Consider the following 15,318-nt stretch of genomic DNA (forward strand, 5'->3'; position numbering starts at 1 on the left):
CCGCCTTCTTCCCGGGCGCCGCCTTCTTGGCCGGTGTCGTCTTCTTCGCGGGCGCCGCCTTCTTCGCGGGCGCCGCCTTCTTGGCCGGTGTCGTCTTCTTCGCGGGCGTCGTCTTCTTGGCCGGTGCCGCCGCCTTCTTCGCCGGCGCCGTCGCCTTCTTCGCGGGCGTCGTCTTCTTGGCCGGTGCCGCCTTCTTGGCGGTCTTCTGCGCCGGCGTCGCTGCGGTCGCGGCGGCCTTCCGCGGGCGGATCATCTTCCGCGCTGCGGATGCGGCCTGACCGGCCAACGACTTCTTCGTGGTGCGGGCCATGTCGGACTCCTTGGAACCGGCGGCCTGCCGCCGGAGGGCGACGGGCTGCAGGGAGGGTAGCCGCTGTTACGGAGGTCACCAAAGCAGGCGCACCGTACGACGACGGGAAAGACGGCCTGAGGAGCCCCGAAAACGTGCGACCGGCCAGCCCGCGATGCGGGCTGGCCGGGCGGTCGAGCTGAGCGCTCAGGCCTCCTCTTCGCCGAGGATGGACCGGAGCCGCTTGGGCGCCGGAGCCTCCTCGACGGGAGCGAGGGTGTCTCCCGGCGTCTGCAACGACTCGAGCTGCTGGGTGAAGTAGCTCTTGAGGCGCGAGCGGTACTCCCGCTCGAAGGACCGCAGGGTCTCCACCTCGGCGGAGAGCTTGTCCCGCTCCTTCTCCAAGTCGCCGAACAGCTGGGTCCGACGCTCAGCGGTCTCGCTGTCGAGCATCTCGGCGCGGGTGCGGGCGTCGGACTCGAGACGGTCGGCCTTGGACTTGGCCTCCGCCTCGAGGCGCTCGGCCTTGGTGCGGGCTTCGCCGACGATCTTGTCCGCCTCGTTCTTGGCGTCCTCGACCAGCTCGTCGGCGTTGCGAGTGGCGATCTCGAGCAGCCGCGCCGCGGCGTTGGACGCCTCGGGCACAGTCTCGACGCGAATCGTCTCGACACCGCCGTCCGCCGGAACGGGCGCAGCCGCCACGACCGGCTCCACCGGAGCCGGGGCCGCGACGGGCGCAGGGGGCTCCTGGGTGATCTCGGGGACCGGCGCCAGCTGGGTCGGCGCATCGAACGCGGCCGGGGCCCCGGACTGGGCGGCCGCCAGCTTCGCACGGAGGTCGTCGTTCTCCTGGGTGAGACGGGCGAGCTCTGCCTCCACCTCATCCAGGAACTGGTCGACCTCGCCCATGTCGTAGCCCTCGCGCAGCCGGACCGGCGTAAAGCGCTTGTTGCTCACGTCCTCAGGCGTCAGCGGCATGACCTCACCTATCTTCGAAGAAACAGGACATTCTGTCTTTCACCCGAACCTTAGCGCCTGCACGGCTGAAGGCGTCATCAGCCGGGACACGCCGTCGACCTCGCCGGGGCGGGCGACCTCAGACCAGCAGGGTCTCCCGGTTCACGAAGAGCAGGACATAGGCCGCGATCATCACCAGGATGAAGCTGAGGTCCAGCGCGAAGTTGCCGATCCTGATCGGTTTGATGATTCGCCGCAGTGCATTGATCGGCGGATCCGTCACCGTGTAGGCGAGCTCCAGGAAGACCAAAATCGGTCCGCGAGGCTCCCATCGGCGCGCGAACACCTGGACCCAGTCGGTGATGAAACGGACCCAGAGGAATGCGATGAAGGCGAAGAGGATGCCTTCGAAGATCCAGCCGACCACGGTCACGCGCACAACCTACCGGGGCCCGCCAGCACCCCGTTCACTGGTCCACGGCCCTGATGGCAACGCGGGTCGCCAGGGACGGAGACGTCTGACCGCCACGCGCCGAGAGGGTTCAGCTCTGGTTGAAGAACCCGTCACCTGCGATCCGCGCCTTGTCCTCCGCCGCGACCGTGACGTTGGGCGGCGAGAGCAGGAAGACCTTGTTGGTGACCCGTTCGATGCTGCCCCGGGTGGCGAAGATCAGGCCGGCCGCGAAGTCGACCAACCGCTTGGCGTCGGAGTCGTCCATCTCGGAGAGGTTCATGATCACCGGGATGCCCTCGCGGTACTGCTCCCCCACCGCGCGCGCCTCGTTGTAGGTGGTCGGATGCAACGTGGTGATCCGTGACAGCTCGGCCACGACGGGCTGGGACGGGGCGACGGCTACGGGTCGGCGCCGCTCGTCGAGGTCGGCGACGGAGCCGGACGGCACGGCGCGAACGTTGCGGGCCGGCCGGGCCTCGCGGGCACCGCCGTCCTCGGTCAGCTCGTCGTCGTACTCGTCATAGCCGGTGTCTTCCAGCAGGCCGAGGTACTCACCGATCCTGCGCATCGCACCGCTCATGACTGTTGCCTCCGTGATCTCTGCCCAAGACTTTGGACATCTGGTGGTGTTGTGGACATTACTGGACCTCCGGCCTCGATCCGAGGACCGCGGTGCCGACGCGCACGTGTGTCGCACCGGCCGAGACCGCAGCCTCCAGGTCGCCGCTCATGCCGGCGGAGAGCACCGTCGCGCCGGGATGCGCAAGCAGGAAATCGGCTCGGATCCGGGCAAGCCGGGCGAAGGCCTCGGAGGGGTCCTCACCGAGCGGCGCGACGGCCATCAGACCCCGCATCCTGAGCTCGGCGACCTGGTCGGCCGCGGCTGCGAGCTCGAGCAGGCGGTCGGGCTGCACACCGGCGCGGCTCTCGCGGCCAGGCGGGTCGAGGCTCACCTGGAGGAGTACGTCGACGGGCCGGCCGCTCTCGCCGGCGCCCCGTGCGAGGCGCGGGAGCAGCTCGGGCCGGTCGACCGACTCGACCACATCGGCGTAGCGGGCCACCGCTGCGGCCTTGTTCTTCTGGAGGACCCCGATGAAGTGCCAGGTGATGTCGAGCTCGGCACATTCGGCCGCCTTGGCCTCCGCCTCCTGGTGACGGTTCTCCCCGATGTCGGTGACGCCCAGCTCGGCGAGAAGCCGGACGTCGGATGCGGGGAAGAACTTGGTGACGACGACCAGTCGCACGTCGTCGGCAGGACGGCCGGCGGCGGCGCAGGCTGCCGCGATGCGCCCTCGCACCCGGCCCAGACCGGCGGCGATCTGGTCGCGGCGGCTCATCGGTCGGCCCTGCGGATCAGGCCGGCCATGCGGCCGGCGGCGGCGCCGTCGCGACGGTAGGAGTAGAGGTCGCGGGACTCGCGGGTGCAGCGTCCGGCGTCGACGACCCGGACCTGCGCGGACTCGAGCTGGGCGCGCACGCCCGCACCGATGTCGAGTGACGGCGTGCCCCATGAGGTGGTGGCGCGTGCCTGGGGCAGCAGGGCGGCCACCTGTTCCTGCATGGCGGCAGGGACCTCGTAGCAGGCCCCGCAGACGTGCGGTCCGATCCAGGCGACCAGGTCTCGGGCGCCGAGGTCGCGCATGGCCTCGATCGCGTGCGGCACCACCTCCGCGATCAGCCCGGGCCGACCGCAGTGAGCGGCGCCGATCACGCCCGTCATCGGATCGGCCAGCAGCAGCGGCACGCAGTCGGCGACCCGCACCATCAGCGTGATTCCGGGCAGGTCGGTCACCACCGCGTCGGCCGCGGGCCGCCCGGAGTCCACAGCCGGCGGGGTGCCGGTGACGACGTGCACGTCACCGCCGTGCACCTGCTCGAGGTCGACCAGGTGATCAGTCGACGCGAAGTCGGCCCGCACCGCCGCCAGGTTGTGCGCGACCGCGGCCGGGTCGTCACCAGAGGCCAGCGCGAGGTTCAAGGAGTCGTAGGGCGCAGCACTGACCCCGCCGACCCGGTCGGTGAAGGCCAGGTCGACGGGGCCGTCGGACGTGCGGAAGGAGTACACCCGCCTACTTCAGGAAGTCCGGGACGTCCAAGTCGTCACCGTCGTCGAACTGGATCGGCTTCGGAGTGGGACGGACCCCGACGGGCTGCGGCTCGGGCTCCGCCGGGACCGACGACCCCTTGGGCGAGGAGGGCTCCTCGCGACGGCTGGCCACAGCGCTGGCGGTGGACCGGTCGTCGGTGGAGCCGTGCTGTTGCGGCCGGGTCTCCCGACGCACCGCCGGCTCCTGGCGCTTCGGCAGGCCGCCGTCGAACCCGGCCGCGATCACGGTGACCCGCACCTCGTCGCCGAGGGCGTCGTCGATGATCGTGCCGAAGATGATGTTGGCGTCGGCGTGCACGGCGTCGGCCACCATCGCCGCGGCCTCGTTGATCTCGAAGATGCCGAGGTCGGAGCCACCGGCGATCGAGAGCAGGACGCCGTGGGCGCCGTCGATGGATGCCTCGAGCAGCGGGCTGCTGATCGCCATCTCGGCAGCGGCGAGCGCCCGGTCCTCACCGCGGGCGGAGCCGATACCCATCAGCGCGGAGCCGGCGTTGCTCATCACTGCCTTGACGTCGGCGAAGTCGACGTTGATCAGGCCCGGGGTGGTGATCAGGTCGGTGATGCCGGACACGCCCTGCAGCAGGACCTGGTCGGCCTGCTTGAACGCGTCGAGCATCGACACGTTGCGATCCGAGATCTGCAACAGCCGGTCGTTCGGGATGACGATGAGGGTGTCGACCTCCTCGCGCAGCTTCTCGATGCCCTCGTCGGCGGACTTCTTGCGGCGCGCGCCCTCGAACGTGAACGGGCGGGTGACCACACCGATGGTCAGCGCACCGAGCGAGCGGGCGATCCTCGCCACGACGGGCGCGCCGCCCGTGCCGGTGCCGCCACCCTCGCCCGCCGTCACGAAGACCATGTCAGCGCCCTTGAGCACCTCCTCGATCTCCTCCGCGTGGTCCTCGGCCGCGCGACCGCCGACGTCGGGGTTCGCGCCGGCTCCGAGACCCCGGGTGAGCTCGCGGCCGATGTCGAGCTTGACGTCGGCGTCGCTCATCAGCAACGCCTGGGCGTCGGTGTTGATGGCGATGAACTCGACGCCCTTGAGGCCGACCTCGATCATGCGGTTGACGGCATTGACGCCGCCACCACCGATGCCGACGACCTTGATGATGGCCAGGTAGTTCTGTGCAGCTGCCACGGCGGCTCCACCTTCCGTATGTCCGACGTCTGTCCGTCTGATGCCTGTGGGCGGCGTGTCAACAACCCTTACCCTCAACCTGAGGGTTATAGTTATGTCAACCTCGTCGTACAGAGGACAGTAGGTACGACCCCGGGTCGGACCCTGCAGACACGCCGCACGCGTCACGACGTACGGCCAAAACTGGCACTTCCCGGCCGTTGCAACGGCCGGGAAGTGCAGGAATCACCGGTGAACCGGTGATTCCTGCAAACCCCATCACCGCGTAGTAGGCGCGCCGGGCACCGACACGTCGTACACCTGCGCGTCACGGTCGAGCAGCGCGAGCAGCACCTTCGCCTTGTCCTCCGACTGCTCGGCGCTCCCCCAGCGGACCTCCCGGCCGTCGCGGAGGTGCAGGAGGATCTGGTCCACGGTGCGCACCTCGACGAACTCGAGCAGGCCGGCGACGGCGACGTCGATCGCGGCGACGACCTGGGCGCCCTCCTCCAGGGCATCGCCGTCGGCGCCCGGACCGACCTTGATCCGCGGCAGACCCGCGGGCGCCTTGTCGAGCCGCCCGAAGGAGACGCCCTCGGCATCGAGCTTGGTGAGAGTGTCGCCGCGGTCCAGGACGGCGATCGGGGTGCGCTCGACGATCTCGATCCGCACCTGGTGCGGCCACTTGCGGGAGACGTCCACGGTCTTCACCGTCGCCAGCGACCGCAACCGCACCTCGATGTGGTCGAGGTCGACGGTCGCCAGCGGCCCACCGGTCCGGACCTCGGCGGTCGCCAGTACCTGCTGGTCGGTGAGCTGGCTGTTGCCGACGACCTCCACCCCCTCGGTGCGCAGCCACGACGAGAAGTAGAGCGCGTAGACCCCGAACCCGACCGCCGCGGCGAGCGCCACCGCCGCGGCGACGTAGCGCCACGTGATCCAGCGTCGCGCCCACTGGCGCCGGGCGAAGGCCTTGCGCGCGCGCTCCGGGGAGGAGCGGCGACCGCGGATCCCCTTCCTAAGCCTGGCCATCGACCCGCTCCGCGAGCGCGGTCAGGAGCTGCGGCGCGAGGGCCGTGACGTCGCCGGCACCGAGCGTCAGCACCACGTCTCCGGGTCGCGCCAGCTCGAGCAGGGTGGACAGGACGCCGGCACGCTCCGGGAGGAACCGCACGTGCTCGGCCCCCAGGGGCACTGCGGACGCCACGAGCGCGCCGGTGACCTCGGGGTCCGGTTCCTCGCGAGCGACGTAGACGTCCATCACGAGGACCTCGTCCGCTGCGCCGAGCGCCTCGCCCATCTCAGCGGCGAAGATGCGAGTGCGGGAGACCAGGTGCGGCTGGAAGCAGACGACCAGGCGGCCGCCGTCCCCCACGAGGGAGCGGGCGGCCTCGATGTCGCCGCGGATCTCGCTGGGGTGGTGGGCGTAGGAGTCGTAGACCCTGATGTCGGCGCCACCGGTGGCCACTGCCCCCTTCAGCTCCATCCGCCGGCCGGTCCCGACGAAGGAGCCGAGGCCCTCGGCCAGCGCGGCGAAGTCGAAGCCGAGCTGCAGCCCCATGGCGAGCGCGGCCAGCGCGTCGACGACGTAATGGCGGCCGGGGATCTGGAGCGCGACCTCGCCGAGGACCTGGCCGCCCCGCTCCACGTCGAAGGTGGTGCCCCCGCCGATCGTGCGCAGCCGGGCCGCCCGCAGGTCGGCATCGGCGTCGACCGCGATCGACACGACGCGACGACCGGCCTCCCGCTGGCGCGCGGCGAGCCGTGCGCCGCCGGCGTCGTCGACGCCGCACACCAGCACGCCGTCCGGGTCGATGCCGTCGGCGAAGGTGTCGAAGGCCTCGGCGTAGGCCTCGGGTGTCCCCCAGATGTCGAGGTGGTCGGCTTCGACGTTGAGCACGATCGCGGCGAACGTGTCGTAGACCAGGAAGGCGCCGTCGCTCTCGTCGGCCTCGGCGACGAAGAGGTCGCCCGTACCCAGGTCGGCGTTGCGGCCCGTGGCGTTGAGCACGCCACCGACCGCGTACGACGGATCCGCACCTGCCGCGATCAGTGCGACGGCGAGCAGGCTGGTCGTGGTCGTCTTGCCGTGGGTGCCGGCGACGGCGACCACCCGCTGGCCGTCCATGACCGCCGCCAGGCCCGCGGAGCGCGGCAGCAGCCGAAGCCCGCGCTCGACCGCCGCGAGCACCTCCGGATTGTCCTCGCGGGCCGCCGTGGTCACCACGAGGGTGTCGGCGTCGGCGACGTGCGCCGCGTCGTAGCCGAGGTGGATCGGCACGCCGACCTCGCGCAGGGGGGCGAGGAACGGGGTGTCGTTGTCGTCGCTGCCCGTGACCGGCACTCCGCGGCGAGCCATGATCCGGGCGATGCCGGAGAGGCCGGCCCCACCGATGCCGACGAAGTGGACCTTGCCCAGCCGCTCGGCCGGCAGGATCTCGTCGGGGACGGGGATCCTCACCTGGCGTCCCCCGCCGTGGCCGCCTCGCGGATGATGCGGGCCAGCTTGTCGTCCGCGTCGCGGGGCACCAGGTGAGCCGCGGCCTCCCCCATCCGAGCGAGCCGCTCGACGTCGGTCACCAGGGCGGGGACGGTATCGGCGACGTAGTCGGCGGTGAATGCGGCGTCCTCGACGAGCAGCGCTCCACCCGCGTCGACCACGGGCTGGGCGTTCCTGGGCTGCTCGCCGTTGCCGATCGCGAGCGGCACGAAGATCGCCGGCAGACCCGTGGAGGAGGCCTCGACGACGCTGGAGGCGCCGGCCCGGCACACCATCAGGTCGGCGGCAGCGAGCGCGTAGTCCATCCGATCGACGAACGGCAGCACGACGTAGGGCGTCCCGGTCTCCACCGGGTCGCGCCACTGCGGGTCCTCGGCACCCTTCGGCCCGATCACGTGGAGCACCTGGACGCCGGCCGCGCCCAGCGCGGCCGCGGCACCCGCCACGGCCCGGTTGAGCCGCCAGGCGCCCTGGGAGCCGCCGGTCACGACGAGAGTCGGCCGGTCGGGGTCGAGGCCGAAGAAGGCGCGGGCCTCGATGCGCAGCGCTGCTCGGTCGAGGGTGGCGATCATCCGGCGGACCGGGAGCCCGACGTACTCCGCGTTCTTGAGCGGGGTGTCGGGAAAGCTGACGGCGACCCGGGTCGCCACGCGCGCACCGAACTTGTTGGCGAGGCCCGGCACGGCGTTCTGCTCGTGCACGACGAGCGGCAGCCTGCGGCGCCGGGCCGCGAGGTAGACCGGCATCGAGACGTAGCCGCCGTACCCGACCACGACATCGGGGCGGACGTCGTCGATCACGTCCAGCGCTGCCTTCACCGCGGCGCCCAGCCGCTTCGGAACCAGCGCGAGGTCCTTGCCGGGCCTGCGCGGCAGCGGCACCGGAGGGATCAGTCGCAGCGGGTAGCCCGCGGCTGGGACCACCTTGTTCTCCAGGCCCCGGGGGGTCCCCAGGCAGGTGATCTCGACACCGGCGTCGAGGCGGCGGAGGGCATCCGCGGTGGCGAGCAGCGGTGAGGTGTGCCCCGCCGTTCCACCACCGGCCAACAAGACTCGCATTGGAGGAAGGTTATCCACGCGCCGAGAGGCCGGCGGAGCGGGCTCGCCGGCGCTGGGCGAGGGCGCGTGCGGCTGCGGGCTCGCGCCGCGCGAAGCCGATCACGAGGCCGAGCGCGACCAGGGTGGGCAGCAGGCTGGACCCGCCGTAGGACACCAGCGGCAGCGGGATGCCGATGACGGGGAGCAGGGTCAGCACCATGCCGACGTTGATGATCATCTGGCCCAGCAGCCAGATCACGATGCCGAAGGTGCAGTAGCGGACGAACGGGTCCCGGGTCTCGCGGGCCACCCGGAGGCCGGCGTAGGCGATGACCAGGAAGAGACCCACGACCAGTAGCGTCCCGACCAGGCCGAGCTCCTCGCCGAGCACGGCGAAGATGAAGTCGGTGTGGGCCTCGGGCAGCTGTCCCCACTTCTGCTGGCTGGCGCCGATGCCCTCGCCGAAGATGCCGCCGCTGGACATCGCGTAGAGGCCGTGCGCGGGCTGCCAGCCGTGGCCGTGGTAGTCCTTGAACGGATCGGCGAAGGTCGCGATGCGGGCGAGCCGCTCGGTGTCGGTGGCGGCCAGGCCCAGGGCCAGCGCACTGACCGCCAGCAGCGCGAGCATGAAGAGCCGGGTCGGGGCGCCCACGACCCACAGCATCGCGATCAGGATCGCGAAGAACACCAGGGCCGTGCCGAGGTCGCGGCCGACGACGACGAGGGTGGTCGCCAGGACCATGCCGGGAACCACCGGCACCAGCATCTGGTGCAGGCTGCGGAGGCGGCGCTCCTTGTTGGCGTAGATGTGGGCCGCCCAGATGACCAACGAGAGCTTCGCGATCTCCGACGGCTGGATCTGGATCGGGCCCAGCGCCAGCCAGTTGGTGTTGCCGTTGATCTGCACCCCGATCACGGCGGTCAGCGCGAGCAGCAGGAGCGAGAGGGAGAAGGCCGGATACGCCAGGCCGCGCACCCAGCGCGGGGACGCCCGCGACGCCAGCCAGGCGCACGGGATGCCGAAGGCGACCCACATCAGCTGTCGTCGTACGACGGTGTAGGAGTCTCCGGTCCTGCTGTAGGAGTACACGCTGGAGGCGCTCAGCACCATGATCAGGCCGAGCGTGAGCAGCAGTGCGGTCGCGCCGAGGAGCAGGTAGTAGGTCGTGAGCGGCCGGTCGAGTGCGTCCTTGAGGGCGGCTGCCCAGCTGGGCCGGCCGAGGCGTGGGAGGCGGGGGCGACCGAGCCGGAAGCGCGTGCCCTCGGGGTTCGCGGTGGTGATGGCGTCCCCCTCCGTCCGGGCTTCCTCGTGCCGGCTACTGCTGTGCGATCGCTTCCTCCACTGCCGCGGCGAAGGCGTCGCCCCGGGCCGCGTAGTCGGTGAACTGGTCCATCGAGGCGCATCCCGGCGCCAGCAGCACGGTGTCGCCCGGCTGGGCGACACCGGCGGCCGCCGCGACGACACGCCTCATCAGGTCGCCGCTGTGCTCACCGACTACTGGTCCAGTCTCGCCGCTGTCCACTTCGATCACGGGCACATCGGGTGCGTGTCGCGAAAGCGCGTCGGCGATGACCCGGCGGTCCCGGCCGATCAGCACCACCGCCCGCAGCCGGGAACCGACCTGCCGCACGAGGTCGTCGAAGCGCGCGCCCTTCGCGAGCCCCCCGGCGACCCAGACCACCGGCTCGTAGGCGGCCAGGGAGGACGCGGCGGCGTGCGGGTTGGTGGCCTTGGAGTCGTCGACCCAGGTGACGCCGTTGCGCTCGGCGACCACCGCGATCCGGTGTCCGTCGGGACGGAACGCCATCAGTCCCTCCCGTACGGCGGACCGGCTGATCCCGTGCGCCCGCGCGAGCGCTGCGGCGGCCAGCGCGTTGGCGACGAAGTGCGGCGCGGCCGAGGCGAGCTCGGCGGTGGTGCACAGCTCGGCCGCACTGTCGTGACGCTGCTCGATGAAGGCCCGGTCGACGAGGATGTCGTCGACGACCCCGAGCATCCCGACGCTCGGCACACCGAGGGTGAAGCCGATGGCGCGGGCGCCCTCGGCCACATCGGCGTCGCGGACCAGCTGCTCGGTGACGGGATCCGCCACGTTGTAGACGCAGGCCCGCTCCACGCGCTCGTAGATGCGGCCCTTGTCGCGTGCGTAGTCGTCCATGCCCGAGGGGCCGGCGTACCAGTCGAGATGGTCCTCCGCGACGTTGAGCACGGCGGCGCTCTCGGCCGCCATCGTGTCGGTGTAGTGCAGCTGGAAGCTCGACAGCTCGACGGCGATGACGTCGTAGGGCTCCGGGTCCATCACCGCCTCGGTGAGCGGCAGACCGACGTTGCCGGCGGCCACGCTGCGCAGGCCGGCGGCACGCAGGATCGAGTCGAGCATCTGCACCGTCGTGGTCTTGCCGTTGGTGCCGGTGACGCACAGCCAGGGGGCGGGTCGGTCAGGATCGCGCAGGCGCCAGGCCAGCTCGACCTCACCCCAGACCGGGACGCCACGCCGGCGCCCTGCCTCCAGCAGCGGGCTGTCGGGACGGAAGCCGGGCGAGACCACGACCAGGTCCACGTCGTCGGGCAAGGTCGCCGTCGCCTTCTCGTGGATGTCGATCCGGGCACCGAGCACCTCGAGCAGCGCAGCGCGCTCGAGGATCGCCGGGCTGGCCGCCTCGGCCAGGGCGTGCACGTCGGCGCCGAGGTGGAGCAGGTTGTCCACTGCCGCCGCGCCGCTGGCGCCGAACCCGGCGACCACCACGCGGACGCCCTCCCAGGAGTCCCTGCGGCCGAGGGCGGTCACGTCGCGCGTCACGGCGTGGTCCTCGCGGTGTCGTCGGGCGGAGCGGGGCGAGGGTCGCGGGAACGTCGCGGCGTACTCACAGCCTGGACACCCACTCGGCGTAGAAGATGCCGAGGCCGGTGGCCACGCAGAGGCCGGTGATGATCCAGAACCGGATCACGACGGTGACCTGCTCCCAGCCGAGCATCTCGAAGTGGTGGTGGACCGGGGCGATCCGGAAGACCCGGCGACCCACGCCGGTGAACTTCTTGGTCGCCTTGAACCAGCTGACCTGAAGCATCACCGACGCCGTCTCCAGGACGAACAGCCCACCCAGGACGATCAGCAACAGCTCGGTGCGGGTGAGGATCGCGAAGCCGGCGAGGGCCCCGCCCAGCGACAGCGACCCGGTGTCGCCCATGAAGATCCGGGCCGGCGACGCGTTCCACCACAGGAAGCCGAAGCAGGCACCGGTGATCGCGGCCGCGATGATCGCGAGGTCGAGCGGATCTCGCACGTTGTAGCAGGTGGCGCTCGGCTCGTCCTGGCAGAACTGGTTGTTCTGCCAGATGTTGACCAGGGTGTAGGCGCCGAAGACCATCACGCTCGCGCCGGCGGCGAGGCCGTCGAGACCGTCGGTGAGGTTCACGGCGTTGGAGAAGCCCGCCACGAACAGCCAGATCAGCACCAGCGCGAGGACCGTCGGCAGGACCAGCCACTCGATCTCGCGCAGGAAGGAGATCTTGTGGGACGCGGGCGTGCGGCCGTTCTCGTCGGCCAGCCATGGCGACAGCGCCAGGATGCCGAAGGCGACCGCGATGACCGTCTGACCGATCATCTTCGCCTTGCTGCGCAGGCCGAGGCTCCGCTGCTTGGAGATCTTGATGAAGTCGTCGAGGAAGCCGACGAGGCCCATGCCGACGAAGAGGAGGAGGAGCAGCAGGGCTGAGGCGCTGGGCGTGGTCCAGGTGATCAGCTTGGCGCCGAAGTAGCCGGTGACCGCGGCGAGGATGATGACGACGCCGCCCATCGTGGGCGTTCCACGCTTGGTGTGGTGGCTGGTGGGCCCGTCGTCGCGGATCTCCTGGCCGTAGCCCCACTGGGTGAAGTAGCGGATCGCGACCCGGGTCCCGAGCAGCGAGATCAGCAGAGCGATGCCTCCACCGAGCAGGATCGCTCTCACGGCGTCGTTCCCTCCAAGATCTGCTCCGCGATGAACTCCAGCGCGGCGCCTCGCGACGCCTTGACGAGGACGACGTCCTCCGCCCCCGCATTCTGCCGCACCCACTCGGCGGCCTCCTCGCGGCCTGCCGTGACGACCACCTCGGTGGACCCTCCGGCGGCGCCTTCCGCGATCCCGTGCGCCGCGTCCGTGACCACGATCACCACGTCCACCCCCAGTGCCCTCGCCGCCTCGCCGACGGCGCGGTGACCGGCGTCGTGCTCACTGCCGAGCTCGCGCATCTCCCCCAGCACCGCGACGGTACGACGCCGACGGTCGCCGTCGCCGCGCCCGATCGCGACGAGCGCCTCGAGCGCGGCCCGCATCGACTCTGGATTGGCGTTGTAGGCGTCATTGACCAGGACCAGGCCGTCGGGGCGCTCGGTCACCTCCATCCGCCATCGCGACGCCGGCGCCGCCGAGGACAGCGCCGCCGCGACGTCGGCTGCCGGCAGTCCGGCGCCGATCGCCATCGCGGCGGCTGCAGCTGCGTTGAGGACCTGGTGCGGGCCGGTCTGCAGGAGCGTCACGGGGTGCCACCGGTCGTCGTACCCGAGCTCGAAGACGGGCCGCCCCAGGCGGTCGAGCTCGACGTCGCGCCAGCGCACTCCACCAGTGCTGCCGAAGGTGAGGACCCGGGCACGCGTGCGGTCCGCCATTGCGGCGACCAGCGGGTCGTCGGCGTTGAGCACCGCGACCCCGCTCTCAGGCAGGGACGCGACGATCTCACCTTTGGCCTCGGCGATCGCCTCGCGACCGCCGAACTCACCCACGTGCGCGCTGCCGACGTTGAGCACGGCCGCGACCGACGGAGGCGCGATCGAGCACAGGTAGTCGATGTGGCCGATGCCGCGGGCTCCCATCTCGACGACGAGGTACCTGGTCGACTCCTCGGCGCGGAGCACCGTCAGCGGGACGCCCAGCTCGTTGTTGTTGTTGCCCGCGGTCGCGACCACCGCGTGGTCGCCGATCAGGGTGCGCAGCACCGAGGCGAGGTAGTCCTTGGTTCCCGTCTTGCCCTGCGACCCGGTCATCGCGAGCACGGTGGTCTCGAGCCGGTCGAGGACGTTGCGGGCCAGCAGGCCGAGCGCCACGACCGGGTCACCGACGACCACGGTCGGTGCGGCCGTCGGGCGGGTGCCGAGCACGGCGTGCGCGCCCTCGGCGTAGTCGTGACCGTCGACGCGCTCGCCGACCAGGGCCACGAACAGCCCCTGGGGCGTGGGCGAGCGGCTGTCGACGTACGCGGGACCGGAGACGACGACGTCATCACCGAGCAGCTCGCCGCCGGTGATCGCCGCGATCTCCGAGAGTCGCAGGGGGATCACGCCGAGCCTCCGCGCAGCCGGCGGAGGACGTCGTGGACCACCTGGCGGTCGTCGAAGGGGTGCACCACGCCCGCGACTTCCTGCCCGGTCTCGTGACCCTTGCCGGCGACCAGGACGACGTCTCCCGCGCGTGCCCGGGTCAAGGCGTCGGTGATCGCGGCCCGACGGTCGGCGATTTCGATCACCTCGACGGGGCCGCCGGCGGCACGCGCCCCCGCGAGCAGCTCGGCGCGAATGGCGGCAGGGTCCTCCGTGCGGGGGTTGTCGTCGGTGACGATCAGGACGTCGGCAAGACCCGCCGCGATCTCCCCCATGACCGGGCGCTTGCCGCGGTCACGGTCGCCGCCTGCACCGATGACGACGACCAGGCGGCGCGCGGTCACCGGCCGCAGCGTACGCAGCACCGCATCGACGGCGTCGGGCTTGTGGGCGTAGTCGACCACCACCGTGAACTCCTGTCCGGCATCGATCCGCTCCAGCCGGCCGGGCACCCCGGCGGATCGGGCGATACCGTCGGCGACCGCCTGCGGATCGAAGCCCGCCTCGGTCGCCGAGGCGATCGCCGCCAGGGCGTTGGCGACGTTGAACTCCCCCGGCAGCGGCACGCCACCGGCGACCGTGACGCCCTCCGGCCCGTGCACCGTGAACCTCGACCCCCCGGGCCCCAGCTCCACGTCGGACACACCCCAGTCGGCGTCGGCGCCCGGGACCACCGAGAACGTGCGGATCGGGATGGGCGCCTCCTGCGACAGTCGGCGCCCGTGCTCGTCGTCGGTGCAGACCACGCCGAGCCGCGCGTGCTCGGGCGCGAAGAGCATCGCCTTCGCCTGGTAGTACTCCTCGAGGTCGGCGTGGAAGTCGAGGTGGTCGCGGCCCAGGTTGGTGAAGACCGCGACGTCGAAGACCACACCGTCGACCCGGCCCAGCACGAGCGCGTGACTGGAGACCTCCATCGCGCAGGCCGTGACGTCGAGCTCGCGCATCCGCGCGAAGAGTCCGTGCAGGTCGGGCGCCTCCGGCGTCGTGAGGGACGTCTTCACCTCCTCGCCGGCGATCCGGGTGCCGACGGTGCCGACCACGGCGCTGCGGACACCCGAGGCGAGCAGGGCGCCGTCGAGCAACCGGGTGACCGTGGTCTTGCCCTGCGTCCCGGTCACGCCGATGGTGCGGAGCGCTTCGGCCGGGTCGCCGTAGATCGCGGCGGCGACCACGCCGAGGACGGTGCGTGGCGACTCCACCACGAGGAGCGGCAGGCCGACGCTCTCGGCGAGGCGTCTGCCCTCGAGATCGGTGAGCACGGCGACCGCTCCGGCCTCCGCAGCGTCCGCGGTGAACCGGGCGCCATGGGCACGCGAGCCGGGCAGGGCGGCGTAGAGGTCGCCCGGCTGCACCCGCCGGGAGTCGAGAGTGATCCCGGTGACCGTGACGTCGTCCGCGTCGTCCGCGACGTCCCGGGCCCCCGCCCACTCGGCGACGTCGCGCAGCGGCGTACCGGGCGGGTGGGCGGGGCGGGTGGGCGGGATCTCCGTCACC

General features: G+C 71.5%; 15 protein-coding genes. All 15 read right to left on the bottom strand.

Going from position 1 to position 15,318, the window contains the following annotated elements:
* Positions 1-310 (bottom strand): hypothetical protein (locus E7Z54_RS17140; protein WP_206056339.1); only part of this gene is annotated, 310 nt, incomplete at its 3' end.
* A gap of 186 nt (positions 311-496) precedes the next feature.
* Complete coding sequence (locus E7Z54_RS17145; protein WP_136435751.1) at positions 497-1,267, bottom strand: DivIVA domain-containing protein; 771 nt, start codon at positions 1,265-1,267, stop codon at positions 497-499.
* A gap of 118 nt (positions 1,268-1,385) precedes the next feature.
* Entirely contained in the window at positions 1,386-1,679 is a 294-nt protein-coding gene (locus E7Z54_RS17150; RefSeq protein WP_136435753.1) for a YggT family protein, read from the bottom strand.
* Between the two features lie 109 nt (positions 1,680-1,788).
* Positions 1,789-2,280, bottom strand: a complete 492-nt coding sequence (locus E7Z54_RS17155; protein WP_136435755.1) for a cell division protein SepF — start codon at positions 2,278-2,280, stop codon at positions 1,789-1,791.
* Positions 2,281-2,338: 58 nt separating this feature from the next.
* Positions 2,339-3,037 carry a YggS family pyridoxal phosphate-dependent enzyme gene (locus E7Z54_RS17160; RefSeq protein WP_136435757.1) on the bottom strand — a complete coding sequence of 233 codons (699 nt, stop codon included), beginning with the start codon at positions 3,035-3,037 and terminating at the stop codon, positions 2,339-2,341.
* Entirely contained in the window at positions 3,034-3,765 is a 732-nt protein-coding gene (pgeF, locus tag E7Z54_RS17165; RefSeq protein WP_136435759.1) for a peptidoglycan editing factor PgeF, read from the bottom strand. Before pgeF ends, E7Z54_RS17160 begins: the two co-directional genes overlap by 4 nt.
* 4 nt (positions 3,766-3,769) lie before the next feature.
* Positions 3,770-4,951 (bottom strand): cell division protein FtsZ, encoded by a 1,182-nt coding sequence (gene ftsZ, locus E7Z54_RS17170; RefSeq protein ID WP_136435761.1) that lies wholly within the window; start codon positions 4,949-4,951, stop codon positions 3,770-3,772.
* Positions 4,952-5,209: 258 nt separating this feature from the next.
* Positions 5,210-5,962 carry a cell division protein FtsQ/DivIB gene (locus tag E7Z54_RS17175; RefSeq protein ID WP_136435762.1) on the bottom strand — a complete coding sequence of 251 codons (753 nt, stop codon included), beginning with the start codon at positions 5,960-5,962 and terminating at the stop codon, positions 5,210-5,212.
* Positions 5,949-7,391, bottom strand: coding sequence for a UDP-N-acetylmuramate--L-alanine ligase (gene murC, locus E7Z54_RS17180; RefSeq protein ID WP_136435764.1), 1,443 nt, complete (start codon positions 7,389-7,391; stop codon positions 5,949-5,951). The genes E7Z54_RS17175 and murC overlap by 14 nt, the downstream gene beginning before the upstream one ends.
* Positions 7,388-8,488 (bottom strand): undecaprenyldiphospho-muramoylpentapeptide beta-N-acetylglucosaminyltransferase, encoded by a 1,101-nt coding sequence (gene murG, locus E7Z54_RS17185; protein WP_136435766.1) that lies wholly within the window; start codon positions 8,486-8,488, stop codon positions 7,388-7,390. The genes murC and murG overlap by 4 nt, the downstream gene beginning before the upstream one ends.
* A 10-nt stretch (positions 8,489-8,498) precedes the next feature.
* On the bottom strand, positions 8,499-9,749 hold the full coding sequence (gene ftsW, locus E7Z54_RS17190; protein ID WP_136435812.1) for a putative lipid II flippase FtsW: 1,251 nt from the start codon (positions 9,747-9,749) through the stop codon (positions 8,499-8,501).
* A gap of 34 nt (positions 9,750-9,783) precedes the next feature.
* On the bottom strand, positions 9,784-11,268 hold the full coding sequence (gene murD, locus E7Z54_RS17195) for a UDP-N-acetylmuramoyl-L-alanine--D-glutamate ligase (protein WP_136435768.1): 1,485 nt from the start codon (positions 11,266-11,268) through the stop codon (positions 9,784-9,786).
* 64 nt (positions 11,269-11,332) lie between these two features.
* Positions 11,333-12,418, bottom strand: a complete 1,086-nt coding sequence (gene mraY, locus E7Z54_RS17200) for a phospho-N-acetylmuramoyl-pentapeptide-transferase (RefSeq protein ID WP_136435770.1) — start codon at positions 12,416-12,418, stop codon at positions 11,333-11,335.
* Positions 12,415-13,785, bottom strand: a complete 1,371-nt coding sequence (locus E7Z54_RS17205) for a UDP-N-acetylmuramoyl-tripeptide--D-alanyl-D-alanine ligase (protein WP_136435772.1) — start codon at positions 13,783-13,785, stop codon at positions 12,415-12,417. The genes mraY and E7Z54_RS17205 overlap by 4 nt, the downstream gene beginning before the upstream one ends.
* Positions 13,782-15,317 carry a UDP-N-acetylmuramoyl-L-alanyl-D-glutamate--2,6-diaminopimelate ligase gene (locus tag E7Z54_RS17210; RefSeq protein WP_136435774.1) on the bottom strand — a complete coding sequence of 512 codons (1,536 nt, stop codon included), beginning with the start codon at positions 15,315-15,317 and terminating at the stop codon, positions 13,782-13,784. The genes E7Z54_RS17205 and E7Z54_RS17210 overlap by 4 nt, the downstream gene beginning before the upstream one ends.
* Between the last annotated feature and the right edge of the window lies 1 nt (position 15,318).

The sequence above is a fragment of the Nocardioides sp. genome (assembly GCF_004803405.1).
Taxonomy (GTDB): domain Bacteria; phylum Actinomycetota; class Actinomycetes; order Propionibacteriales; family Nocardioidaceae; genus Nocardioides; species Nocardioides vastitatis.